The organism is Nocardia vinacea NBRC 16497 (assembly GCF_000308835.1).
Classification (GTDB): domain Bacteria; phylum Actinomycetota; class Actinomycetes; order Mycobacteriales; family Mycobacteriaceae; genus Nocardia; species Nocardia vinacea.
This window is the reverse complement of sequence record NZ_BAGN01000388.1, coordinates 1-22,273: the sequence shown is the minus strand read 5'-3', so window position 1 is coordinate 22,273 and position 22,273 is coordinate 1. Positions and strand designations below refer to the sequence as shown.

The window sequence follows — 22,273 nt, the reverse complement described above, 5'->3', positions numbered from 1 at the left end:
TCCACACTCTCTATGGCTTCGCTGTTCATAGAGAGTGTGACCGGGCAGAGCGAGAGCCAAATCAATCACCAAATGAAGGGAAGTAGTGGGGAGGGGTTTGGAGAAGAGACCACAAAAGAGGGACCNCAAAAGAGGGGTTGGGTGCGTGGTTGCGTCAGGTGCCTACGTTGCGTCTAGAGCTACGCCACCTCCGGCGGCGTGTTCGCGCGTCAGGACGCACTCAGTGCGTAAGTCGATTCAGGTAACCAGGTGTCCGTGCCGAGAACGCGGCTCCAGAGGCCGTCACCTCCCGCGACGCGTTGCCAGCTCCAAGCGCGGGATTTGGACCACAAGGGATGAGTCAGCCCCGTCAGGTACGGTTGGAGCCGTGATTTCTGCGGTGGTCTTCGACGTTGGGGAAACGCTGGTTGACGAGACGCGTGAGTACGGTACCTGGGCCGACTGGCTCGGGGTTCCGCGTCATACGTTCGCGGCCGTTTTTGGATCCGTGATCGCAACCGGCCTCGATTACCGCGAGACCTTCCAGGTGTTCCGGCCAGGGTTCGACCTCGACCGCGAACGCCAGGCCCGTGCGGACGCCGGGCAGCCTGAATGGTTCGGCGAAGATGATCTCTACCCCGACGTTCGGCCCGCTTTGACCAAGCTTCGTGAGATGGGCATATGGGTCGGCATCGTCGGCAACCAGACTGTTCGAGCTGGCGGACTGCTCCGCGGTCTCAACCTGCCGACCGATTTCATCGCGACGTCAGACGACTGGGGCGTTCAAAAACCCGCGCTTGAGTTCTTCGACAAGGTGATCGACGCCGCTGGACATCCCGCCTCGGAGATCATTTATGTCGGCGATCGGATCGACAACGACGTGGCTCCGGCCAAGCAGGTTGGGATGCGAACCGCCTACCTGCGCCGCGGCCCTTGGGGCTGGATCCACCGGGATAAGCCAGAGGTCGCTGAGCTGTCGGACTGGGAGATCAGCGACCTTAATGAGCTTCCAGGAATCGTTGGTGCCGAGAACAATCCGGTCTAGCTGCGCTATCTCGTGAGATTGGTATCACCGGTCGGCCATCCACGCGCTCGCGCTTCCGGTCCACGCCACAAGTGGCAATGTACGGGCGTGTCGGCAAAGCATGTCGCCGAATCAGGCGCCGTGGACGGCTATCGCTCGTGACAACTCAACGATCGCTTACTAGCACTCTTCGATATGTGCGAACCGACCGGTGTCAGTTGATCTTTCAGCGAGAATCGAACGATGACGGGGAGGATCCGCCGGATCGGCGCCTGGATAGCCCACTCAACTGAAACGCTATTGTCTGCCAAGACCCGCAAGACGGTAGCTCGCTCCATCGGCGGTGTGGGGTTATTCCCCGCGATCATTACTGCACTCGGCCTCGGCGTGGTCTTAGCTGTTGCTGCACAGTGGATTCTGCGGCGGTTCATCGCCACCAGCGCGGCAGTCGCTGCGCCGATCGATGTCACAAAGCTGTCGCTCACTGTTGTCGCCGGTGTCGGTGGCACTGTGGCCCTGGTCGTTGCTTATCGCCGTCAACGTGACCTCGAACAGGGCCGGTTCGTCGAGCGGTTCGGCGCCGCGGCTGCGCAACTCGGCGCGACCGATGTCGCGGTCAGGATCGCCGGGGTGTACGCAATGGCCGGCGTCGCTGATGAATCCACCGGCCGCCGACGCCAGCAATGCATCGACGTCCTGTGCGGATACCTACGTCTGCCCTACGACGCCGACCATGGTGCTAGCGGCCGGGCCAAGTTCGTGGTCAAGGCACCCCGCGTCGACCACGGACGAGTCCGTGGGGAGACTGAAGAACACATCGAATACCGGCAGAACGACCGGGAAGTCCGCCAGACCATCGTCCGCGTCATCGCCGACCACCTGCGTCCTACGGCCGAATACAGTTGGTCGAAGAACGACTTCGACTTCCGCACCGCATATCTCGAAGACGCTGATTTCAGCCATGCGACGTTTGCCGGACCCGCCCGATTCGGGAACGCAAGGTTTTCCGGTGTCGCCTCATTCGACGACACGACGTTCTCCCATATCGCCTCGTTCGAGCGCGCGACGTTCTGTGACATCGCCTGGTTCGAGCGCGCGATCTTTTCTGACTTCGCCTGGTTCGAGGACGTGATGTTCTGCGGCCTCGCCCAGTTCGGGAGTGTGACGTTCACAATCTACACGTGGTTCGAGGGCGCGACGTTCGGCAGCAACGCGTGGTTCGAGCGCGCAACGTTCTCCAGCAATACAACGTTCGAGCGCGCGACGTTTTCCGGCTCCGCCCGCTTCGGGGACGTTACGTTTTCCGGCCCCACCCGGTTCAAGGACGCGAAGTTCTCCGACACCGCCACCTTCGGAGGCGCGACGTTTACCGGGGAAGCGACATTCGAGATGGCAGATTTCGGAGCCAAGACGATCTCGTTCGCCGAACCGAAACAGTGGGGACCGCCAGGACCATTATTCGACTGGAACGAGGACGTCGCGCAGAAACCTACCAACGTCGAACCTCATCACTGGCCGCCGACCACAGCTACCTACGTCTAGCCGACAAGGGAGTTCACCGTGGTATGCCAGTCGTACAGCCGTTCGTCGAGGCTCCGTACGGCAGGCACCGAATCCCACTGCCGCAGACTCTGGCGGACCACCTTGATCCGGTCCATCGCTGTCGCATACCAATTCCGCCCGAGGATGTCGAGCGCGTCCTCAAGGTACTGGCACGCCAGCTCAGGGTTGTTCTCAAGCACGGCAGCCGCGGCTATGTCGGAGAGATAGATCGAGCGTTGCTTGATCGCGTCTTCCGGAAGGTCACTCAAGACCTGTTCCAGCGTCTCGCGCGCTTCGCGCCCGCGACCGGCGACCATCAGCGTGTTCCCCTTGAATCCGGCCAACCGAATCGGCGAGAACCAGTCCATCCACACAGGCGACGGATGCGCCTCGCTATCGTGCTCCCGGTACGCCTCCTCAGCGTGATGTATCAGAGTTAGCGCACGCCGAGTGTCTCCGAAACGCGTTTCGACCTCCGCTTCTACCGCATCAAGCCACGCCATCATCTCGGCGTTTGCGCCGCCACGACGAGCAAAGGCCCGCGCCGCACGCATCCGCTCGCGCGCTTCCTCGGCCCGAGACGCGTCGCCCGAGAACGCAGGCGCGAACGCCATGTGCGCCAGCACCGCCGAGCCCAGAAGCGGATCGTTCGCCTCGTGCGCGGCCTGGAGGGCGAGAACGAAACTCGGCTGCGCAAGGTCCGGCTGTTGCAGATCAAAGAATTCCAGGCGTCCCGCCAGGAGGCTCGACTCCGAAACCGCTTTCGCCAGAATCTCTTTCGCTGGTCTGGACACTTGTGGAAGGAGCTCCACGCCGAGCTGTGCATGCTCTGCTACCGACCGATGGAGTCGGACGGCTGGTAGCAGCCAATAGAGGTGGCGATACGACACAGTGACCGACATGTAGTCAGTCGCGACGGAAGGCGGCAGCAGTGGTGTTGCCCCGCCTACGAGACGCTGACTTACCGACAATCGGGAGTCGCGAACAGGCGGGCGGTTCGATCCAGGACTTCCGGCAGGAGCGGACTCTTCGGACCACGGTGGCGTGAATCCCAACTCAGCTATGGGCCGCTTGAACAGGACCTCAAGCGCTCGCGCGTGGTCGGGATGCGGCCAGGGAGGCTCGGCAGATTCCCACCGTCGAACAGTCCGGGCGGCAACCTCGATTCGTAGCCCTATCTGCCGCGCGGTCTCGGTAACTGCATCAGCGAGAGCCGCCTGCGATCGGTAGCCGAGTGCCTGTCTCGCCGCCCGCAGTGCGGCATTCCCTGACGTTGCCATAGGTAGCAGTCTAGTCCCACATCTGGCCGCGTCGACAGGCGGGTGGGCAGAAATGTCCTCTCTACGTCCTCTCAATTGGCCTTCTTTAGGACATTGCCGAGAGAGAACCTCAGGTAGACGAACTTTCCGTCGTTTCCAGCCCTGAGGAGTGATCGCGTTGACCACAAGCCCACCCCCACTCGTTTCGCCCGAGGAACTCATCAGCGTCAAGACCGCAGCATCGCTGGTCGGTGTCGACGCCAAAACCATCAAGAACTGGATCAAGGCAGGCCACCTCGACGGTTGGCTGCTGAACGGACGCTTCTGGCGCGTACGGCGCGAGGCTGTTCTTGCGATGGTCCGCCCTGCAGTCAGCGGTGCTTCCCATGACGGCGGTGAAGCGTGATGCGCGCCCGGACCTTCGTGATCGCAATCGTCGCCGTGTCTGTCGGTCTCGCTGTGTTGACCGCGCCGGAAGTCGTCGGTTTCACGATCATGCTGCTCGGCGCGATCGCGCTGTGGCGGTCGACGCGTCGATGGGGAGTGCGGCGATGACCGCGCCGTGGCGGCTGGACCCAGCATCGCAGGTATACACGGTCACCCATTTCGACCGCGGGCGCGGTGCTCATAGCCCGTTGCATTCGATGGCGGGTCCGGAGTTTACCGGGCTCGGCGCGGTGTATTCGCCGCTCGGGTTGTTGCCGCCGACCGTGCGGATAGCAGCGTTCGCGGTGATCCTGCTGATCGGGATGGCTGGGTGCACGGCCGCGATGGTCGATTACCAGCACTACACGCCGTCGCCGAACATCTGCCGGTCCGCGAATTCCGGTGTGACACCGGAGAAGCCGGGCTCGTGCGTTCCGGCGTCGCGGGTTCCGGAGGTGCGGCGATGAGCACTTCGGATCGAAGCCAGGAGCAGGCACGTCTAGAGGCCGAGTTTGAACGCTTGGACCTTACGCACGGCGTGCTGTCCGACATCGTGCACGCCGTTGCTGACGTTTCGAAGGCGAAGGGCTACCGCGACAACGAGTTCGAGATGTCGAGGAATGAGCTCGCCGCAGTCAGCAGCGCGGAAGTGCATGCCGAGCGGATGGCGGTGTTCGACCGGCTGCTCGACTTCCGTCACTCTGCGGAGTCGGCAGCGAATATCCGTGCCACGATCGCCGTCCCCGACCGTGAGCGGCGCGATCGTTCCCGTGGAATCGGGCGGTCGCGATGAGCAGCCGATTCCACGATCCAGATGGTGAACGGCACGGGATTCCGACGTGGCCGTGGGGTTTCGCGCCACAGCATCTGCGCACCCGTCGTCAGCTGGCTCGGGAGGGTCAGCGGCCGGGCGCCGACTACGAGGCGCAGGTGTTGCGCGCTCGAGGTGGTGCGCGCGGGCCGTTGAAGGCCTACCTGTATGACGCGGAAACCGCTGTGCCGAAACGGCTTCCGACCGCCGCCCAGTTGGAGGCGTTGGAGCTGGCGCGGATGGAGCGGTCGGTGCGGGCGTGTGAACGCCGGGGCATCGACGCCGCCGATATGCGTGAGGTAATCGAGCAGGCCCGTCGCGATATCGCTGCGCGTCGACCTGGTCGGGCGCGGGGATCGGAGCGGAGCCGATGAACCACCAATCTCCGGACGGCACGGTGTATTTGCTGCATTTCGAGCGGCCGTACCGGCACGCCAAGCACTACACCGGTTGGACCACGGATCTGGATAGCCGGTTGGCCGAGCATCGCGCCGGGCGCGGCGCCCGCCTGTTGGCGGTGATCAAGGAAGCCGGTATCGGCTGGTCGCTGGCTCGCACGTGGGACGGCAACCGCGGCCGCGAACGGCAGTTGAAGCGCGAGGGCGGAGCGACACGGCGCTGCCCGATGTGCGGGGTGACCCCGCGACCGGCGGAAGACATGCGCGAGGTGGTTCTGAAGGCCCGCGCCGACATCGCCGCCAGCCGCGCCACCCGCGATCCGGCAAATCCCGTCGAGCGGTTCGACGCGCGGAATGTGTCGGCGCAGGAGATCGACCGGATCTGTTCGGCGATCGAATCCCGCCGCGCCGCCAGGAGCAATGGAAGGGAGCGGAGTCGATGAACCACAACAAGAAGAATCGTTACGGCGAGCTGGAATTCGAGCACCTCGACCAGATCATCGACGGATTGCGCGGCGCGGGTGCGACGTACCGCGAGATCAGCCAGACCCTCAAGGTTTCTGCCCGCAGGGTCGAGATGGCGCTCGGTGAGGTCTCGGCATTTCGTGCCCGCGGCTACAGCCAGGTTGAGATCAGTCGTCGTGTCGGCCTGCCGCGCACCACAGTGCAGGACATCCTGCGTGCGAAGCGATCGCCGATATCCACCGCTCGGAAAACGGCGCTCCTCACCGCGCTGGCGGACATGCGGGGGATGCAGCTCGACGTGCTGGGTTGGTACCTCGGGGTGGAACGCAACCATGCCTATCGGCTGGTCGCTGATCTGGTCAACGACAACAAGGTTCATCCGCTCGAGCAGGTGCAGCCCGGTGAGAAGTGGGTGGTCCCGACCCGTGTGACCGCAGCGCGGTATCTGGGGTGGCGGCCCAAGGACTGGCATCCGCCGCTGATGTACGCCGAGCATCATCGGGCGGTCGCGCAAGCCCGGATCATGCTGGTCGGCAACGCCCCGGATCGGTGGGTTTCCGAACGTCAGCTGTGGCGGCGCGCCGCCGTCGAAGCATCGGAAAACCGGTCCGCACGAATCGAGTTCAGCACCGGCCGGCGCCCGCTGTCGGGGCGACCGCACATTCACGACGGCCGCTTCCACGGCGAAGTCGATGGGCGCCGCGGCTGGTGGGCGCTGGAAGTGGAGCTGAGCCTCAAAGACCGCGCCCACATGGATATCGCCCTGCAAGGCGCGGTGCGGGCGGCGCGAGACGCCAAGACCGAGACCGTGATCGGGCTGCTCTACCTGTGCCGGACGGTGCAGGTCCTCGATGGTGTCACCGCGGCTTATGACCGTCTGCCATCCGAGCTCGCCAACCTGTCGCTGCTGTTCGCCGCGGGTGATTTCGACGACGAGTGGACCTCCTTCCTCGCCGCCCGCAACCAAGCCCGCGCCGCGAAACTCCGCGCCCGCAACGGACTTCACATCTCCAGGGAAGCATCATGACCAACCAGAATTGCCAGCCGATCCTCACCCCCACCGATTGCGCCCCGCTCGGGACGACCACCACCGCACCGGCACCGGCCGGGCCACCGACCATCGTGCAAGAGGCGCCGCCGTCGATCGAGGTGCACCCGGTCAAGCCGCCGATCAAGCAACTCGACGGTATAGACCTGCCCGACCTGAGCGGCCTCACTCATGTCGTCGGGACCGCGACGGTGTGCGGGCTGGTGGTGGTCGCGATGCTGGTCATGATCGTGGCCGTCGCGGCGCGGTGGCCGTTGGCGCCGCACCGGCTGCGGAACTTCGCGATCGGATCGCTGCTGCTGCCCGCGTCCTCGGCGTTGGCGGGTGGTTCGTGGACCACGCCCGCGGTGCTGTTGTGGGCGGGCGCATCCCGGGTCGCCGATGGTGATTGGGCCGGGCTGCCGATGATGCTCGCGCTCGCCGCGCCGGTCGCGGCGCTGCTGGCTACCTACTGGTGGGCGAAATTCGTCAACAAGACCAACACGGTCGGGTTGAAGTCCCTTGGGCGCACCGAACGAGTCCAGCACGCGCTCACCGCACGCAGGGCCGCGGCCGCGGCGCGCGCAGCGAAGTTGGGTGCGCCGTTCACCACCGGGGACGGGATTGTGTTGGGCCCGTTGGCTGATCGGACGTCCTCGACACCGTTGGGGGTGTGGTCGGAGCTGACCGCCCGGCATCAACCCTGGCTGGTGGTTCCGCACAAGGAAGCCCGCCGACAGATGGCGATCATCAAGACCACCGGCGGTGGCAAGACCGAGACCATCAAACGGTTCGGGTTCGCGATGCTCGAATACGAGTGGACCGCCTGGCAGCGGTGGAAAGACGTCCCCGCGATGCGGGCCAAGCACCCGCGTCCGCTGCTGGTGTTCGTCTCCTGCAAGGGCGGTGAGGACGACCGGGTCCTGGGCCGCGAGATCCGGGATCTGGCGACCCGCAAGGGAATCGAGCCACACAAGATCGCGATCGTGCCCGAGCAAGACCGGCTCGACGTGTGGGACATGGGAGCCCGCGACCAGCGGGCGGTGCTGGGTGACATGTTCAACGCCGGGCAGGCCAGCACCAGCGAGGGCCAGCACTTCGACGAGATGCGCCACCGCATCGTGTCCCTCGTCGTCGATGCTCCCGTCGGTGAACCCCGGTCCTCCACGGAGTTCCTCGAACGGCTCAGTGTCGAAAAACTGTGCGACATCTGGGGCAACGCCCCTGATGTGGTGCGGATGGTCGAGGCGTTGCAGTCGGAGAAGGTTCCGCAGATCGACGACATGTTGATCAAGGCATCCAACCTGTTCGACCGGCTCCAGGACGAGCAGGGGCGGATGGTGTTCGACGGCGGCGTCGATCTGGACGAGGTCGATGTGCTGTATGTGACCGTGCCGGGCATCGACAAGGACGCTGCCCGCGCTCAGGTTTCGGCGATCCTGCGGATGCTGATGCAGCGCGCCGGGCGCACCGCCAAAGACCAGCGCCGCTCGATCACCCTCATCATCGACGAACTCTCGGCCACGACCACCGATCAAGGATCGATCGGCCTGGAAGAAGTCTGCGAACGCGGCCGCTCCCAAGGCGTATCGGTGATCTTCGCCGCCCAATCTCCCGAGGGCATCGCCCGAGACCAATGGTCGCTGAACCGGATCCTGAAGGCCTGCGCGGGCGGGGTGATCATCGGCTACTCCGAAAACGCCGGGGAGCTGTGCAAACACTTCGGGCCGATCCATCGGATGCTGCCCTCGCGGCACCTGATCAAGGGCCAACGCCACGGCGACGAAGGCCAGGTCTCGATGGGCGAGAAATGGCTCGTCGACCCCGACCGGGTCCGCGAATTCGACACCGGCGACGTCGTTTACGCCAAGGCCGGACGCGCCCAATTCGGCCGCGTCGTCCCGGTCAACCCGACCGAATTGCGTCCGATGCCGGGCACAGCCGCCGCCGAACGCGCGCAGGCCTCCCCCGGTGACCCCACCACTTCCGGCGCCACCGCCGTCGCCTGAACACCCGCCTCTGTTCCTGAACCCCGATTGGAAGGCAACCCCAATGCGCATCATCCGCGACAACGACAACAACGACGAAGACCCCGACGAGCAGCGCGAACCTATCGAACCGAAAGCGATCGGCGACATCCTCGCCGACGAGTTCGCCGACTACCTCGCCGACGTAACAGCCGCGGCCGACACCCCGGACCAGCGCGCATCCGAACCGCACGCCCCGGCGCGGCCGGTCCTGCGGGTGGTCCACAACAACGACACAAGCGATCCCGTGCAGCAGTGGGACAAGCCGCTCGATCCCGACGCAGTTGCGACGGCTGGGCGCACAGCAAGGCGGCGGATGGTCCGCGGCGCGGCTGGAGCCTCCTATGCCGTTGTCACCGCGACTGTCCTCGCGACGTGGGGGCAGCCGTGGATCGTGACCGGCCCGCTGGCCGCTTACGGCGCCGGATGGCTGATCTACCTGTGGTGGAACGCCGCCCTGCGCCCGAGCATCCCCGATGTCCTCGCCACCGTCACCAACGGCCTCAGCACGGCATTCGCCGTCGTCATCACGACTATCGCCGCGATCGTGCGCGGGGTGGTCGACCGGATCGACACCGCGCGCACCCGGCACGAAGACAACCGGACCGCGCCCGCCGCCCGGTAACACCGAAAGGAAACAAATCCCATGTCCGACAACACGAATGAGCTGGTCCTGCCGATACCGAGCGACCTCGATGAGCAGGTGTGGCAGGTGCAGGAGAAGCTGCAAGACCTACGGCGGATGACGCTCGAGCTGCAGCGCCGCTATCGCGAGCTGGCCCAGTCTCCCGAATCACTGCGCACCGACAACCTCGGCAAACCGATCTCCCCCACCACCGCAACCGAATTCGCGCGGACATGGCTAGGCGATGCCGACACCACCCTCGAACGTGCCCAGGAGCAGCTGGCTCACGCCCGCACATTCTCTAGCCGGTTGTCGCTGACCGATCAGGCCAGCGAGGAGCGCGAGCAGCGCCTTGCCGAGCGCACCCAGCGTCCCCGCCGCACGCGATAACCCGAATTCCCTTACCACTGAAAGGAATACAACAACATGACTGATCGCAGTCCGGAAGATGAGTTGATCGCCGAGGCCCGCAAGTTCGGGTACGCGATGAAGGAAATGCTGCGTTTGCACGCCCAGGCCGGGAACTGGCTCGAGCGTCGCAGGATCCGCAAGCAGATCAACCTGACCTTGCGTGAGCAGCGCCGCAGCGAGCAGGCCGACCGCGACAAGCATCTGGTGTGGACCCAGCAGATGATCGACCGCTACCGCGCGCATTCCCTCGCGGTCGCCGAACGTGCCACCGACCCGACCGTTGATCACCAGCGCCGCTACCGCGACGCTCGAGCGTTGACCCGGCACGCCGATGATCTGCGTTCTCGCGTCGTGAGCAATGCTCGGTTGACTCGGGTTGAGCAGGGCATCGCGCTGGATGGTGTGGACGCGGCCACGGTGTTTCCGCAGTTCGAGCCGGGCCGCCTGTTCACCAACGCGCACAAGGTGCGGGGTATTGACGCGCTGCGGTATCGGGCGCAGGTCGCTCGCACCGTCCGTGACCAAGCCTCAACCTCGCTGCGCGAGCGGGTACAGCAGGCCCCGCGGTATGAGGCGAGCCTGCGGTGGAACAGCGCCACAGGCCAGGATCCGATCGTGGAAACCCGCGGGTTCGACAGTGCCTGTGACGGTTTGGAATGGATGTACCGCGATATCGACCACGCGATGTGGGTCGATGGACAAACCGTGGACGCCAGCCTGCGCGATCCGGCTGGACGGCAGGTGTATCACCGCCACGGCGAACCCGAAATGGTGGCCGAGCAGCTCGAACACCCGCTCGGCATCATCCGCACCGCCGATGGCGGCTACCGGCAGAACCCGCGCACCGGGTTCTTCGCTGATGCCGATACCCTCGCCGATCACCAGCGCACCGTCGCCGACGCGCACGCCGAACAGCTGCATCCGGCCGCCGAGCGTCCACCACAGCAGCAGTCGGCGCGGCCATTCGTTGTCAATGTCGGACCAGCCGGTGTGAAGCACACAGGGGCATTCGAAACCCGGGGCGAGGCCTACGACTGGACGCTGCATGTGCTCGGCACCTACCGCGACACCCACAGCGGGCAGAACTTCACCGCCAGCATCGGTGAGTCCGATCGCCGCGGGAATGCCGAGAGGGTCGACGGCCCGCTCGGGATGGTCACCGACGAAGTACGTGCCCTGCGTGAACAGCACCTGCGCCCCCAGCGTAGGCAGGCTAGCGAGCAGCCGAAAACTCGTCCCACCGAGCAACAGCGCTCGGCCGCGTCGGTGGATCCGGAGCGGTTCGCCCAGGTTGAACGCCAGCTGAAAGACATTGCCGCCGACCGCGACCGGTTGGAGAACCGGGTCGGGATCTTGCAGCGCGGTCTGGACGCGGTCACCGCCGACCGCGACGAGTTCAAACGCAAACTCGCCACCTCCGAGGGACGCATCGAGGAGTTGAAGAACCGCAACATCCGCCTCGCCAACGAGATCGGTGAACTGCGTGACCGACCGACCGTGGAACACGTTGCCGCTGAACGGGATCGGTACAAACGCGAACGCGACGAGGCCGTGCAGAAGCTCGCACAGACCACACCTGAACACGAACGCTACGGCAACCGGTCGGAGCGCACCGACACCAATTCGCACGGCAACGAGTCGGCCGGCGCCCAGCAGCAACGGACGGGTGAGGACACCGGCAGTCACGGACCGGTTGGCAAGCGCGCCAGCTACCTGGGCGACCTTTCCGACACCGGGCATGAGCGGCCTGGTCCCGACACCCAGTCGTGGCCGCAGCCCGGACGCAATGGTCACGGCCGCAACGGCATCGAGAGGAGTCGTTGACATGGAACGCGAACATGAGGAAGCCATGCGCGCCGACTTCACCACCTATGTCGAGCTGGGACGACAGATGTATCGGCCCTCGACCAGTGAGGCCGAGATCCAGCTCCTCGACATGCAACAGCAGGTTGTGGCCGATCGGTGGGAGTCCGGCCCGCACGCCGAGCACTGGAACTATCTCGAAGACGCTCGTGAGGACTGGCGGCGAGCGCCGGACACCATGCGCCGGTTCCTGGACAACGTTGACCACAACGGCGGATACGGCCTCACCGAGATCCAGCGTCGCAGCCAGGAACAGGCCCGTGACCTCACCACCCAAGACCGGCCACGGACACGGTCGCGGGTCGAGCGAGGGCGGTGAACGTGATGCACATCGAGCACGAGGAAGCGATGCGTGAGGCGTTCACCGAACTCGACCGGCTCACCCGCATGGCCTACCGACCGGACGCGACTGAGGCTGATATCCACCGCCTCTACACCGACGGCGCGGTGATCGATCACGGTTGGCACCACGGCCCACACCGCGAGCAGTGGTGGTTCCTGAAAAACGCTCGCGCCCAATGGGTATCCGATCCTGATGTGATGCGGCGCGCGCTGGTCGAATCCCTGCACACACCGGGCGGGAAGTTGGATGCGGTGCAGCGACGCAGCATCGAGCAGGGCCGTGTCCTGGCCGCTGCCGACACCACCCGTCCCGGGATCGAGCGGGGGCGGTGAGCGATGCACCCGCAGCAACCGCAGGGGCGTTCGTACCAGGTGGTGACCGATGCGTTGACCCGCAGGGTCGGACCGCCACCACACCCGCGGGATCCGATGCAGTGGACCAACTACCTGTGCCCGGTCCACGAGAGCGACGGACAGCACCACAACCCGTCACTCGGTGTGCGCTACGACCCGAGCCAAGGCAAGACGATGGTGCGGTGCTGGGCAAAATGCAACGACGAAGAGGTCTTGGACCGGATCGGGTTGCGGGTACGGGACCTATGGGATCGGCTGCCCGAACGTGACCCGAACCGCCGCAGCAGCAACGGTGTCCACGGGCAGCGGTACGGGGTGAGTGAGCGGCGGCCGTTGACCCCGGTCGAACGGGCGATCGCCGCGGCCTCGTTCCCGATCCAGTACAAGCCCGATTTGGGGGCACAGACCGGGCCAGCGGAGAACGTCGACACCTACGTCTACCGCTGGCACACCGACCAGATCGAGGGCGCGGTGTTCCGGATGCGGACCCCGCACGAACACGGATACACCAAATCGTTCTGGCAAGCCCGATGGACCGGAACCGGTTGGGAGAAAGGCGGTTTCGCCCCGATCCCGTGGAAGCTGGCCGATATCCGGGAAGCCCTCGACACCGGCCGCGAGATCTATGTGTGCGAGGGCGAGAAGGACGTACAAGCCGCGAACCGGGTCGGGCTGATCGCGACCTGCAACGCGATGGGCGCCGGATCCTGGACCCCCGAACACGCCAAATGGCTACGCGGTGCGGGGCGGGTGATCGTGGTCGCCGACCGCGACCGCCCCGGCTACCTGCATGCCGCCAAGGTCGCCGAGTCCCTCGACGGGCGGGTCGGTGAGGTACGGGTCGTGCAGGCCCGCGACGGCAAGGACCTCGCCGACCACTTCGCCGCCGGATACCACCTCGAGGAACTCGATCCCGTCCCCTACCTGGATCGACCACAACAGCAGCGGTTTCGGCCAGCGAGCCGAACACGAAGCCGCTGAACCGATTTCACTCATTACAAGGAAGGACCCACCATCATGACCAGCACTTTCGGACAGCGCTTCCGCCGCGCCGCACGCCCCACCTCCGCGTTCAGCAAGACCAGCAACCCGGGCACCACCGTGTACGGGCGCATCACCGCGATCGTCGAGGAGCCCAAGCTCAAGTACGGCGGCGCCCCCGACGAGGTCGAACTCGACGAGCACGGCCAACCGGTCATGCAGCTGGTGATCACCATCGACACCAGCAGCGGACCGCGGAACTTGTATGTGTCCTGGCGCATGGAACAAGCCATCGGCCTGGCGCTGGAGAACGCCGGCACCGAGGACTTCGCGGTCGGTGCGTTGCTGTCGGTCACCTACACCGGACCCGACCCCGACTACCCGAAGGCCCGGTTGTTCACCGCCGTCTACACCCCCGCCAACGGGCAGAACGGTGCGTGAACCGTGACCGGACACGACTCCGGTGCGAACCTGGTGCGCAGCAACGACGCTGCGCACCACCACGCACCAGACAATGCACAACCCGGTGCGCAGGCATCGAAACGGCCGGTCCGGGCGTGGCCGGTGCTGCTGCTGGCGCTGCCCGCGTTCGTGGCGATCTGGTCCGGCTGGGTCGGCCTCGGCGAACTGACCGGCTTCGGGCCGGTACACCCATTGCCCGGCATCGCCGACGACTTCGAGATCAACACCGCGATCACCCTGCCGATCGGAATGGAGGCCTACGCCTCCTACGCGCTGTCGGTATGGCTGTCCGGGCGGATCCGTTCGAACCGAACCCGCAGCTACGCCAAGTATTCGGCGTTCGGAAGTCTCGCACTCGGCGCGGTCGGCCAGGTCGCCTACCACCTCATGCAAGCCGCGGGCGTCACCGTGGCGCCGTGGCCGGTCACCGTGCTGGTGGCCTGCCTCCCCGTTGTGGTCCTCGGCATGGGCGCAGCCCTGGCGCACATGATCCTCGGTGAGCACCACACCGCACCGATCGAACGCACCGACCCAGAACCCGTGCACCGGCCCGAACCGGTACGCACCGTCTCGGTGCGCGAGATACACACCGAAACCCGTTCAACATCGACAGAACTCACCGAATCCCGGGCAACAGCCGAACTCGAACCAGCCCAACGCACCGAAATCGAGGCCAGCGCACCGCCCGACCGATGGGCGGTGGTCGCCGATCAGGTCTGCAGTGCTGATCGCGCGGGACGCCGCGACCCTGACAAAGTCGCGGAGATTCTGCGGCTGCGCCACGAGCAGGGTTGGTCACACGCGCGCATCGCTGAGCGCGTCGAGCTCAGCTCGTCCTCGGTCACCCGCACCCTCACTGCAGCACAGGAATTCACGAGAACAGAAGGAACCGAGCCATGACCACTGCCGATAGAGGGGAAATGTCGGAGCTAGCTGAGAACGCCTGGTACACCACGGAAGACGTTGCCGCGGTGCTCAAGGTCGATCCGTCGAGCCTGCGACGTTGGCGTACAGCCCGCCCGCCGCAGGGGCCTGCGTTCGTTCATCTGTCCGACCGAGTGACGCGGTACCTCGGCGCTGACGTTCTGGCCTACCTCCGACGCAATCGCATTGATCCAACGGCGGCGTGATGGGTACCGATCCAGTTCGATTGATTCCGCTCGGGGTGGAAATCCGAGCGGATATCGAGGAGCGAAAGCGGGCCACCCCCTTCCGTGCGCGTGTGCGGTGGTCCGATCCCGTCACGAAGTCGCGCCCATCCAAGTCGGCAGCATTCGACACGCGCGAGGAAGCGGAAGAGTGGGTAGATCGGATCAGGCGCGCCGCGGCACGCGGTGTTGATCCGAAGACCGCGACCGCCACTCTCAATGACTACGGCGATGACAACTGGGCCGCGGCCATGCGCGGCCTGGAAGAGAAGACAGTAGGCGACGCTTACCTGCCAGCATGGCGCCGCCGAGTGGTCCCGGCTCTCGGACATATTCCGGTGACCATGGTTACCGCAGGTCTGGCCGACCGCGCGGTCATGAACTGGATCGCCGAAGGAGTAAGCAAGTCGGCGGTCAAGAACAGCTTGGCCGCGCTGTCTCGAGTACTGGACCAGGCCGTCCGGGACGAGGTGATCGACAGGAACCGTGTCGAAGTCAGCGGCTGGCAACGCCAATACGAGCGGTACGAAGACGAACTCGACGACCCGCGATCGCTTGCGCTGCCCGATTGGGCGGCACTGACCCGGCTCGCAGACGCCCTGGTCGCTGCGTCATCGGACAACTACCAGGGATGGGGTGATGTCGTCGTCTTCGCGGCCTGCACCGCGACCCGAATCGGGGAAGTCTCCGGATGCCGTGTCCGCGATATCGACACCGACCAATGGATTTGGCGATTGCGCCGCCAGACCTCACCCGGACCGGGCGGGCTGAAAGACAAAGGAACGAAAGGCAAACGCTCCCGCAGAATCCCGATCATCGAAGACATTCGCCCCTTGGTGCTCCAACGAATTAAAGCAGCAAACCAGGATCCCGACGCCCGACTTTTCGTCGGCCCCCGCGGTGGACGAATCCAAACAGGAGTGCTGCACAAGGCAACTCACTGGGACAAGGTAGTGACAAAGGTCGGCTACGAACATCTCCGTCGGCACGGACTACGCCATACCGGGCTCACCTGGTTCGCCGACGCTGGTGTCCCCCTGCATCGGCTCCAGCAGATTGCCGGACACACCGACCCCCGGATCACCCAGCGGTACCTCCACCCCGACACCGAGGCGCTCCAGAACGACGGCAATCTGCTCTCGATACACCTACGAGCGCCCCAACGGTCCCCAAATGGTCCCCAACTACGCATCGTCCAATAACAGCAAATCCCCTCCGACCCAGGTCGGAGGGGATTTTTGTGTGTCGGGCTGACAGGATTTGAACCTGCGACCACCTGACACAGGTTCTAATTTCATCGACAGGCCTCAACGAACCTCATCATGCCTGGTCAGAACCTGTTCGGCGCAATCGAACCCGGCCCGCTACATCGCATCAGATCTGGACGTTTCTCATCAAAAATGTGAGATTTTGGTGGGGCGGGTCGAATGATGAAATGGGCAATCAAAGCCATGATTTGGATACCGATGCAAGCACCCCAGACCCATATCCACCCTCTGCGTGTCGGGCCGCACGGTCCTGCGACCAGACGCGCCCTTTGGCACAGGGCCCCGGCAAAGTCCCTTTTAGCAACTCTTGAGCAGTTCTAAGGGTCGTTGGTGCAGGTAGGAGTGATAGCGGAGACCGTGGGCGATGCTGTGATGGCCGCTTATGCGTAACAAACCGATTGTTGTGTTTCGCAAAGTGGCCATCACTTGCGCTCCGGCGCCAGTGCGGACCCGGCACCGGTCCTCGTCGAAGGTGACATCGCGGACGCAGTGCACTCGGTTCTCGATGTGCCAATGCCCACGCAACCAGGCCGCTATCTGGCGGGGCGTAGCCTCGGCCGGTGAGAGACTGGTGATCGCATAGATGGTGGCGCTCTGGAATTTCCGGGTCTTGGCATCGACGCGGCGGCGGGTGATTTTCAACGCCAGCCTGGCGCCGGGGAACTTGATGCCGGGCCCGCGGATCGCGAGGGCTTTGAGGGTGCGGGTCTCCTCGCGGCCGTGCCTGCGGGAGTGGGTGCGGTCGTGGGTGCGCACCGAATTCCACGGCAGTTTCTTCAACGCCTTGCGCAATTTTGGTTGGTTGTCTTTCACGGTCAGCAGGTAGTGCCCGCCCAGGTCGGTGATGTAGGTGGCGGTGTCGCGGTTGGTGTGCAACGCATCAGCGGTGATGATCATCCCGTCGATATCGATTCCCGCCAAAAGCTCACGCAGCATTGGGATTTCGTTGGTTTTGATGTCCACACCGATCTGTCCCAGGATCACGCCCAGGCGTTGGCAGACACCCGAGAGCAGGTGGATTGGCCGACCCTCACCATCGCGGGTACCGCGCAATGATTTCCCGTCGAAGGACACCACCCGCCGCCCGCGTCCCGCGGTCTTACGCCACATCCATTCTCCGATCACCTTGTCCAAGGCATCCGCATCCAGGGCTTGCAGAAACCGGCGGATCGTCGATTCGGCCGGCACCGACCCCTCGAACCCGAGCTGCACGACCACCGTCGCAGGCGCCTCGGCGACCCACTGACCGATCGCGGTCAACGACCGCGCACCCGCCACCACCGCCGCCAGCGCGGCCGCCAGAATCGCTCGCGCCGAATACCGCACACCGCGGCGAGCCCGCGGATCGGCCACCTCTCCCAGCAAATCCAGCAAACTCACAACACCGGGAAAAGCGGCCGATTCACCACCCTCCCAACACATCTCGACGGCAGGGGCAGGAATGGGAGATGATGATGTTGGATGACGTCGATGGATTATTCGCTCCCCCCTCGCTTTTCGGTGGCGGCGCAATTCCGGTCTGCTGGTCCTACGGCCTCGGGGTGGAAAGCACCGCGGCGATCGTGCGGATGTTGTTGGATCCGGGGTTCCGGCCACCGGAGCTGCGGGAGCATCTGTCGAATCTGATCGTGATGGTCGCCCAGACCGGTGATGAGTGGTCCAGTACCTGCGATCTGGTCGCCGAACATGTCCTGCCGTTGCTGGCCGAGCGGAAGGTGCGGTTGGTCGAAGTCGCCCGAGCAGGTCCGCGCGCCGCGGACGGGATCGTTGTCTTGCAGGACACCCGCGCGCCGACGCGGCTGCATCCCGACCCCGACGAACACGGCTTCTACTCCCTCAGTGCCGAGCACCGCCGCAACAGAGTAATGCCGACCCTCGGTGGACAGCGCACGTGTTCAGTTAACTGCACCATCTCCCGCCGGTTGATTATGGCGGTCTACACCGTGATTCGGTCCCGATTCCTTCTCCACTTCCAGCGCGGCTCCGCTCGATGATATACCACAGTTCTTCTCAATCCATCGAAAGAGCCGACCGGTATTGTTTTCAGCCGCCACGAGTTGCCCGCCTGGAAGAATTGCCGTGTGACAGTCAATGGTGATTAGCACCAGCTCCATGGAATCGCTCGATCGCGCAACGAGCGTTGTGCTCAGTAGGTCGGACCAGAAACGATCCAGATCTATCACTCCTTCGCCAGTCAGATATTCAATCAACCGTTCATCATCAAACCTAACTTTCTCGCCGTGACAGAGCATGTTCACAATGACCCACTGGGGTATAGAAAGATAACAAGGTGACCACTCCTCGTGGTCACCTAGCCTCGACAGGGAGGCTGCAGTATTGTTCACGAACGCATAGTTCCAGCCGGAACGTCCCTCCACACTCTCACCGGCTTTGGCGAGTAGAAAAGCGTGAGGAACCTCTAGTTCCAAATCCTCACCCCATAGTCCGCCGATCTTATATCGGCAATCGAGCCGCGTCCATATAAGTTCGAGAATCATGAGAACTGGATTCACCGTCGTGGAGAAGTAAAATGGCCACCAGTCATCGTCTATCAATTGCGCCGAGAACGGCTCACCGTTCGCCTTTACCAACGAGAAGTTTCCGGAGACAATCAACTGCGGGAACCCTGCGACGCCGAAGCCCTCCTGTCCGAGATTTTCTTCGAGGTACTCATAAAGGGCCGCTCGAAAACGGTGTTCGGACTTGAACCCGTGGTATCCGATAATAATCCGTAGCGGACTTATATGCTCGACGACCAGCGTATGGAAAAGAACATTCAGGTGGAATGGAAGAGACTCGATCGAGTCGTAGGAGGGCGCGGCACTATGAGTTGTCTCCGCAAACGAACGCGCAACACACTCAAGATCTACTGGATCGTGGTCACTCTCGGCTGATCGTCGATATGAGCGTTCAATTCCCCGAACCTCATTCAAATGTTGGAACGCTTCCCGCAACTGACTGGTATAAAGCGACTTTTTAATCTCAAATACGGCGATGACGTCTTTGACATGCCAAGCGTAAGCCCTTGTATACGGGATCGGCGAACCCTCGCCCCGGACAAGCATACAGTCGATCTGGCCCGATGTGTTGCCAAGTCCATCAACAATGAATCCGCCGAGTAGTCGTAGATCAAGTCCTGACGGTATCGCTCGGCTTAGCAGATCTTGAGATAGTCCCTCATACATTTCGCCAATCGTGGGTCCGTGCTTCAGAGGGACTGCGTCCAACAATTTCCGCTCATTTTCCATGAGCTGACGAAGAAGCTCTGCGACGGTCTTGATCATTGGCCCCCACCTCGCGTCTGTCATCATGTCCTGGACTCAGGTTACCGATATTAGTAATTGTTCGCTACACGGCAATTGCAGCGGTTCTGCGCTACCGGGGAAGCCGCGATGTGCGATCGGCAACTCAGCCCCCGAACGAAAGAGGAACAACTCAGGCGCGTTCAAAGCCGGACGGTCGAGTGGCTGCACGACATGACCAGGGCACTGCCGAGGAGGACGACAGCCAGCCTCGGCGAGAGTACTGATGGCCGTTGGCTGCCGAGAAGAACCTCGCGTCGGTTTCTGCGACCGAGTGCTGCGGAGTTCCGACTCTAACGAGTGCAGAGAAGTTCAGCCAAGGCAAAAGGTCAACCGCTCGATGCCTGGCGCGCAAAACATTTGGGTCACCAGCCCTACATTCACGCGGTCGGGTTCAATGTCGAGGAGACCGGGCGGATCGCCCGGGATACCTCGGTCACTATGGGCGGGCGGCGTCGCCCGATCTATCCGCTTGCCGCCGAAAACTGGTCCCGCGCGCGGTGTCAGGGGTATTTGTTCGGGTTGTTCGGGGTGTGGTGGCCGAAATCGTGTTGCCGCCAGTGTTGTTTTCGTGTCGGTGCCGAGCTGGCCTGACCAGCTCGCCCGTTACCGGGCCGCCCCGGAGGAGGCGCACAAACACCTGGTCGATGAATTCGTCACCCTGGCGTTGAATCACCGCTCCGGCCTGTTCGGGCCCGGTAAGTCGTTGCGCGATCGGTTACGCGGCGACGGTGGCACGAGGTTCACGCTCTCGCCGATGCCGTCCTCGATAGGTGTGGGTGGGCGGTGTATCGGGTGCGGCGCTGCTACACCGCTCCCGCCAACGCGTGGCGGTCCATCCAGATCGTGCACCGCGGCGACCGCGACGCAACAGGTGCGTTCGTCGCCGGGCTGGCCGAGCATCTGCAGTTGCCGCTGCGAACCGATGGTGAGCACACCCGTCTATGGCTGACCGCTGCGACCGAGGGCTATCCGCGGTTGGAGGAGTTCTATGTCGCGGCACCGGACTCGGTTGCTGATAAGGCGCGCGGGAAGCTCGAGATCCGATGGCGTGGCCACGCCGATCCCACGCTGCTGGCACTCGAGGACACCGCCGAGACATTCATCCCCTCAACATCTCTGCGTGCCGCCTGACCCTGCCGCGGCCCCGTCCAGCCCTGCGCAGGACCTCATGAATATCAACAGCGATACAACGCGTTGCGCTCTTCCTGGACAGGAGGTTTCCCGATCATGGCTCGCCCGAAAGTGATCATCGACTGCGTCGCCAGCCGCTACCAAGGCCCCGACGAGCGGATCGTCGAGATCAGTCACGCCTGTGGTGGCGGGCTGATCAGCATCCGCGCGACCGGCTCCGGCCGACTGGTCATCGACCTGTACCGACTCGACGACACCGTCGAGATCCACACACCCGCCGCAGCGAACTCCCACACACAACGGTCACGCCGAAATACCCACTCACGCAACAGAAAGAGGTGATCCATGATCGAGGTTTCCGAGCTGATGAACTGGTTGTCCGGTCTCGATTCGACGGGCCAGGTCGGTGTCGATGAGGGCGGAGGCGCCCTGGTCGAGGTACGGGAGGACGACCTCACCGCTGCCGCCTATATCGACGTCGGGGATACGACGACGAATGTCCGCACCGGCAAGGCCGGGTCCGCCGCAGTGACCGCAGGCCCGACGCGGACGACCGCTCCATTGGATCCGGCGGTGATCACGGTTGCGGATCTGCTGGGGCTGGTCGGTACCATGATCACCCGCGCCGAACTCGACCAGGTCCGTGCCCGGGTCAAGTGTTCGAGTATCGGTGATGTGGTCTTCGCGGTGACCGAGGCGCGCCGCCGTGAACTCACCCATTCCGTGCGGGGTTTCGGTGATGGCACCGCCTTCGCCGGTTGCCTCGGCGCGGAACCGCTGGCGTCGGTGCCCGCCGAGCGGATCGGATCACTGCTCACCGACATCGAAACCGCCACCGGCCTGGCGTTGGTACGGGTCCGTTGCGGCGACGACGCCTGGCTAGGTGTCGACGATCCCGCGAGCGGGCGTCTGTTCGAGATCGACGACTTGTTCGACGCCTAGCTACACGGTGACAGCGCCTCCCCCGGCTCGAGCACCCATTGAGTCGGGCCCGTGGTCGACAGTTTCACTCGCGACGAACTGATCCAGACCGGGCCACACGACTACGTCCTGCCCGAAACCGTCAGGGGCCCGCTGACCTGATCCACTGCGCACGGCAGCCGGCAGACCAACACACGAATCGCATGCATTAATGCGCATGTTCAAACTTAGAAGGAGGTGGTGGTGACGGTGGTGACTATTTCCCATACCGCTGAGGAAGGCACCGTGTTGGAGGGCACGGTCCGTGGCGACGGCACCTATGAAGTGATGACGGGGGTGAAAAAGGCTGTCGGGCATTGGCGGTGGGCTCGCAGCCTGGGCATGTGGATCGTGGTGTCCTCCCGGGATCGCCAGGCCAAGCAGTTCGCTATCGACGCCGCCGCGAAAGCGTTGCGGCAGGCCGGGTTCGACGTCGAGATCCAGATCGATCGCACCGCGCGCCCG

The 22,273-nt window shown here is 64.0% G+C and carries 27 protein-coding genes, 1 tRNA gene and 1 pseudogene; 25 read left to right on the top strand and 4 right to left on the bottom strand.

Annotated features, from left to right (window positions below; genetic code table 11):
- Window positions 1-367: 367 nt before the first annotated feature.
- Window positions 368-1,024, top strand: coding sequence for an HAD family hydrolase (locus tag ON44_RS36165; RefSeq protein WP_040698949.1), 657 nt, complete (start codon window positions 368-370; stop codon window positions 1,022-1,024).
- 222 nt (window positions 1,025-1,246) lie between these two features.
- Entirely contained in the window at window positions 1,247-2,545 is a 1,299-nt protein-coding gene (locus tag ON44_RS36160) for a pentapeptide repeat-containing protein (protein ID WP_083898352.1), read from the top strand.
- Here ON44_RS36160 and ON44_RS54485 read toward each other — a convergent pair.
- On the bottom strand, window positions 2,542-3,825 hold the full coding sequence (locus ON44_RS54485; protein ID WP_040698947.1) for an NsdA family TPR-like regulatory protein: 1,284 nt from the start codon (window positions 3,823-3,825) through the stop codon (window positions 2,542-2,544). The genes ON44_RS36160 and ON44_RS54485 overlap by 4 nt on opposite strands.
- A gap of 157 nt (window positions 3,826-3,982) precedes the next feature.
- Here ON44_RS54485 and ON44_RS36150 point away from each other — a divergent pair, with 157 nt between their 5' ends.
- From ON44_RS36150 to ON44_RS36070, 18 genes are read left to right on the top strand one after another with little or no spacing between them, the layout of a single operon-like run.
- Complete coding sequence (locus ON44_RS36150; protein WP_157187475.1) at window positions 3,983-4,210, top strand: helix-turn-helix domain-containing protein; 228 nt, start codon at window positions 3,983-3,985, stop codon at window positions 4,208-4,210.
- A complete protein-coding gene (locus ON44_RS51480; RefSeq protein ID WP_169338140.1) occupies window positions 4,210-4,359 on the top strand; it encodes a hypothetical protein in 150 nt (49 codons plus the stop codon). The genes ON44_RS36150 and ON44_RS51480 overlap by 1 nt, the downstream gene beginning before the upstream one ends.
- Window positions 4,356-4,697: a hypothetical protein gene (locus ON44_RS36145; protein WP_040698942.1), complete on the top strand. Its 342-nt coding sequence runs from the start codon at window positions 4,356-4,358 to the stop codon at window positions 4,695-4,697. The genes ON44_RS51480 and ON44_RS36145 overlap by 4 nt, the downstream gene beginning before the upstream one ends.
- On the top strand, window positions 4,658-5,023 hold the full coding sequence (locus ON44_RS36140; RefSeq protein WP_157187473.1) for a hypothetical protein: 366 nt from the start codon (window positions 4,658-4,660) through the stop codon (window positions 5,021-5,023). The genes ON44_RS36145 and ON44_RS36140 overlap by 40 nt, the downstream gene beginning before the upstream one ends.
- A complete protein-coding gene (locus ON44_RS47340) occupies window positions 5,020-5,415 on the top strand; it encodes an RRQRL motif-containing zinc-binding protein (protein WP_051182813.1) in 396 nt (131 codons plus the stop codon). The genes ON44_RS36140 and ON44_RS47340 overlap by 4 nt, the downstream gene beginning before the upstream one ends.
- Window positions 5,412-5,882 (top strand): GIY-YIG nuclease family protein, encoded by a 471-nt coding sequence (locus ON44_RS51750; RefSeq protein WP_063721688.1) that lies wholly within the window; start codon window positions 5,412-5,414, stop codon window positions 5,880-5,882. Before ON44_RS47340 ends, ON44_RS51750 begins: the two co-directional genes overlap by 4 nt.
- Window positions 5,879-6,931 carry a helix-turn-helix domain-containing protein gene (locus ON44_RS36125; RefSeq protein WP_040698940.1) on the top strand — a complete coding sequence of 351 codons (1,053 nt, stop codon included), beginning with the start codon at window positions 5,879-5,881 and terminating at the stop codon, window positions 6,929-6,931. The genes ON44_RS51750 and ON44_RS36125 overlap by 4 nt, the downstream gene beginning before the upstream one ends.
- Complete coding sequence (locus ON44_RS36120) at window positions 6,928-8,940, top strand: type IV secretory system conjugative DNA transfer family protein (RefSeq protein WP_040698939.1); 2,013 nt, start codon at window positions 6,928-6,930, stop codon at window positions 8,938-8,940. The genes ON44_RS36125 and ON44_RS36120 overlap by 4 nt, the downstream gene beginning before the upstream one ends.
- Before the next feature lie 43 nt (window positions 8,941-8,983).
- Entirely contained in the window at window positions 8,984-9,583 is a 600-nt protein-coding gene (locus ON44_RS36115; RefSeq protein WP_040698937.1) for a hypothetical protein, read from the top strand.
- A 21-nt stretch (window positions 9,584-9,604) separates the two neighbouring features.
- The gene (locus ON44_RS36110) at window positions 9,605-9,973 is read left to right on the top strand and encodes a hypothetical protein (protein WP_040698936.1); all 369 of its coding nucleotides are present in this window, start codon (window positions 9,605-9,607) and stop codon (window positions 9,971-9,973) included.
- A 36-nt stretch (window positions 9,974-10,009) separates the two neighbouring features.
- Window positions 10,010-11,818, top strand: a complete 1,809-nt coding sequence (locus tag ON44_RS36105; protein ID WP_040698935.1) for a hypothetical protein — start codon at window positions 10,010-10,012, stop codon at window positions 11,816-11,818.
- A 1-nt stretch (window position 11,819) separates the two neighbouring features.
- Window positions 11,820-12,176, top strand: a complete 357-nt coding sequence (locus ON44_RS36100; protein ID WP_040698934.1) for a hypothetical protein — start codon at window positions 11,820-11,822, stop codon at window positions 12,174-12,176.
- Between the two features lie 5 nt (window positions 12,177-12,181).
- The gene (locus tag ON44_RS36095; RefSeq protein ID WP_157187472.1) at window positions 12,182-12,532 is read left to right on the top strand and encodes a hypothetical protein; all 351 of its coding nucleotides are present in this window, start codon (window positions 12,182-12,184) and stop codon (window positions 12,530-12,532) included.
- 3 nt (window positions 12,533-12,535) lie between these two features.
- Window positions 12,536-13,534: a toprim domain-containing protein gene (locus ON44_RS47335; protein WP_051182812.1), complete on the top strand. Its 999-nt coding sequence runs from the start codon at window positions 12,536-12,538 to the stop codon at window positions 13,532-13,534.
- 36 nt (window positions 13,535-13,570) lie between these two features.
- Window positions 13,571-13,975 (top strand): hypothetical protein, encoded by a 405-nt coding sequence (locus tag ON44_RS36085; RefSeq protein ID WP_040698931.1) that lies wholly within the window; start codon window positions 13,571-13,573, stop codon window positions 13,973-13,975.
- A 3-nt stretch (window positions 13,976-13,978) separates the two neighbouring features.
- Window positions 13,979-14,896: a sigma-70 region 4 domain-containing protein gene (locus tag ON44_RS52140; RefSeq protein ID WP_218007711.1), complete on the top strand. Its 918-nt coding sequence runs from the start codon at window positions 13,979-13,981 to the stop codon at window positions 14,894-14,896.
- Complete coding sequence (locus ON44_RS36075) at window positions 14,893-15,126, top strand: helix-turn-helix transcriptional regulator (protein ID WP_083898351.1); 234 nt, start codon at window positions 14,893-14,895, stop codon at window positions 15,124-15,126. The genes ON44_RS52140 and ON44_RS36075 overlap by 4 nt, the downstream gene beginning before the upstream one ends.
- Entirely contained in the window at window positions 15,126-16,346 is a 1,221-nt protein-coding gene (locus tag ON44_RS36070) for a tyrosine-type recombinase/integrase (protein WP_040698930.1), read from the top strand. Before ON44_RS36075 ends, ON44_RS36070 begins: the two co-directional genes overlap by 1 nt.
- 43 nt (window positions 16,347-16,389) lie before the next feature.
- Here ON44_RS36070 and ON44_RS50875 read toward each other — a convergent pair.
- Together ON44_RS50875 and ON44_RS36065 are read right to left on the bottom strand one after the other, a co-directional pair.
- Window positions 16,390-16,508: transfer RNA gene (locus ON44_RS50875), tRNA-OTHER, on the bottom strand.
- Between the two features lie 201 nt (window positions 16,509-16,709).
- The gene (locus tag ON44_RS36065) at window positions 16,710-17,792 is read right to left on the bottom strand and encodes an ISAs1 family transposase (RefSeq protein WP_245567479.1); all 1,083 of its coding nucleotides are present in this window, start codon (window positions 17,790-17,792) and stop codon (window positions 16,710-16,712) included.
- A gap of 68 nt (window positions 17,793-17,860) precedes the next feature.
- Between ON44_RS36065 and ON44_RS36060 the strand changes: the two genes are divergently transcribed.
- Complete coding sequence (locus ON44_RS36060; protein ID WP_040698929.1) at window positions 17,861-18,406, top strand: hypothetical protein; 546 nt, start codon at window positions 17,861-17,863, stop codon at window positions 18,404-18,406.
- On the opposite strand, the gene ON44_RS50870 is transcribed toward ON44_RS36060, so the two are convergent.
- Window positions 18,308-19,696: a DUF6602 domain-containing protein gene (locus ON44_RS50870; RefSeq protein WP_157187471.1), complete on the bottom strand. Its 1,389-nt coding sequence runs from the start codon at window positions 19,694-19,696 to the stop codon at window positions 18,308-18,310. The two genes, ON44_RS36060 and ON44_RS50870, sit on opposite strands and share 99 nt — an antisense overlap.
- Window positions 19,697-20,500: 804 nt before the next feature.
- Here ON44_RS50870 and ON44_RS36055 point away from each other — a divergent pair.
- From ON44_RS36055 to ON44_RS36040, 4 genes and pseudogenes are all read left to right on the top strand, one after another.
- Window positions 20,501-20,848: a hypothetical protein gene (locus ON44_RS36055; protein WP_040698928.1), complete on the top strand. Its 348-nt coding sequence runs from the start codon at window positions 20,501-20,503 to the stop codon at window positions 20,846-20,848.
- Between the two features lie 96 nt (window positions 20,849-20,944).
- Window positions 20,945-21,190 (top strand): hypothetical protein, encoded by a 246-nt coding sequence (locus tag ON44_RS36050; protein WP_157187470.1) that lies wholly within the window; start codon window positions 20,945-20,947, stop codon window positions 21,188-21,190.
- 3 nt (window positions 21,191-21,193) lie between these two features.
- Window positions 21,194-21,790 (top strand): hypothetical protein, encoded by a 597-nt coding sequence (locus ON44_RS36045; RefSeq protein ID WP_040698926.1) that lies wholly within the window; start codon window positions 21,194-21,196, stop codon window positions 21,788-21,790.
- 216 nt (window positions 21,791-22,006) lie between these two features.
- Window positions 22,007-22,273, top strand: a pseudogene (locus ON44_RS36040) (DUF3560 domain-containing protein); the annotation flags it as partial.

Coding starts and splice junctions, on each gene's coding strand:
- ON44_RS51480 (WP_169338140.1), top strand. CDS start 4,210: ATGCGCGCCCGGACCTTCGTGATCGCAATCGTCGCCGTGTCTGTCGGT.
- ON44_RS50870 (WP_157187471.1), bottom strand. CDS start 19,696: ATGATCAAGACCGTCGCAGAGCTTCTTCGTCAGCTCATGGAAAATGAG.
- ON44_RS36115 (WP_040698937.1), top strand. CDS start 8,984: ATGCGCATCATCCGCGACAACGACAACAACGACGAAGACCCCGACGAG.
- ON44_RS36095 (WP_157187472.1), top strand. CDS start 12,182: ATGCACATCGAGCACGAGGAAGCGATGCGTGAGGCGTTCACCGAACTC.
- ON44_RS54485 (WP_040698947.1), bottom strand. CDS start 3,825: ATGGCAACGTCAGGGAATGCCGCACTGCGGGCGGCGAGACAGGCACTC.
- ON44_RS36050 (WP_157187470.1), top strand. CDS start 20,945: ATGGCTCGCCCGAAAGTGATCATCGACTGCGTCGCCAGCCGCTACCAA.
- ON44_RS47340 (WP_051182813.1), top strand. CDS start 5,020: ATGAGCAGCCGATTCCACGATCCAGATGGTGAACGGCACGGGATTCCG.
- ON44_RS36075 (WP_083898351.1), top strand. CDS start 14,893: ATGACCACTGCCGATAGAGGGGAAATGTCGGAGCTAGCTGAGAACGCC.
- ON44_RS36145 (WP_040698942.1), top strand. CDS start 4,356: ATGACCGCGCCGTGGCGGCTGGACCCAGCATCGCAGGTATACACGGTC.
- ON44_RS36060 (WP_040698929.1), top strand. CDS start 17,861: ATGATGATGTTGGATGACGTCGATGGATTATTCGCTCCCCCCTCGCTT.
- ON44_RS36070 (WP_040698930.1), top strand. CDS start 15,126: ATGGGTACCGATCCAGTTCGATTGATTCCGCTCGGGGTGGAAATCCGA.
- ON44_RS36160 (WP_083898352.1), top strand. CDS start 1,247: ATGACGGGGAGGATCCGCCGGATCGGCGCCTGGATAGCCCACTCAACT.
- ON44_RS51750 (WP_063721688.1), top strand. CDS start 5,412: ATGAACCACCAATCTCCGGACGGCACGGTGTATTTGCTGCATTTCGAG.
- ON44_RS36120 (WP_040698939.1), top strand. CDS start 6,928: ATGACCAACCAGAATTGCCAGCCGATCCTCACCCCCACCGATTGCGCC.
- ON44_RS36045 (WP_040698926.1), top strand. CDS start 21,194: ATGATCGAGGTTTCCGAGCTGATGAACTGGTTGTCCGGTCTCGATTCG.
- ON44_RS36125 (WP_040698940.1), top strand. CDS start 5,879: ATGAACCACAACAAGAAGAATCGTTACGGCGAGCTGGAATTCGAGCAC.
- ON44_RS47335 (WP_051182812.1), top strand. CDS start 12,536: ATGCACCCGCAGCAACCGCAGGGGCGTTCGTACCAGGTGGTGACCGAT.
- ON44_RS36085 (WP_040698931.1), top strand. CDS start 13,571: ATGACCAGCACTTTCGGACAGCGCTTCCGCCGCGCCGCACGCCCCACC.
- ON44_RS36100 (WP_040698934.1), top strand. CDS start 11,820: ATGGAACGCGAACATGAGGAAGCCATGCGCGCCGACTTCACCACCTAT.
- ON44_RS36105 (WP_040698935.1), top strand. CDS start 10,010: ATGACTGATCGCAGTCCGGAAGATGAGTTGATCGCCGAGGCCCGCAAG.
- ON44_RS36110 (WP_040698936.1), top strand. CDS start 9,605: ATGTCCGACAACACGAATGAGCTGGTCCTGCCGATACCGAGCGACCTC.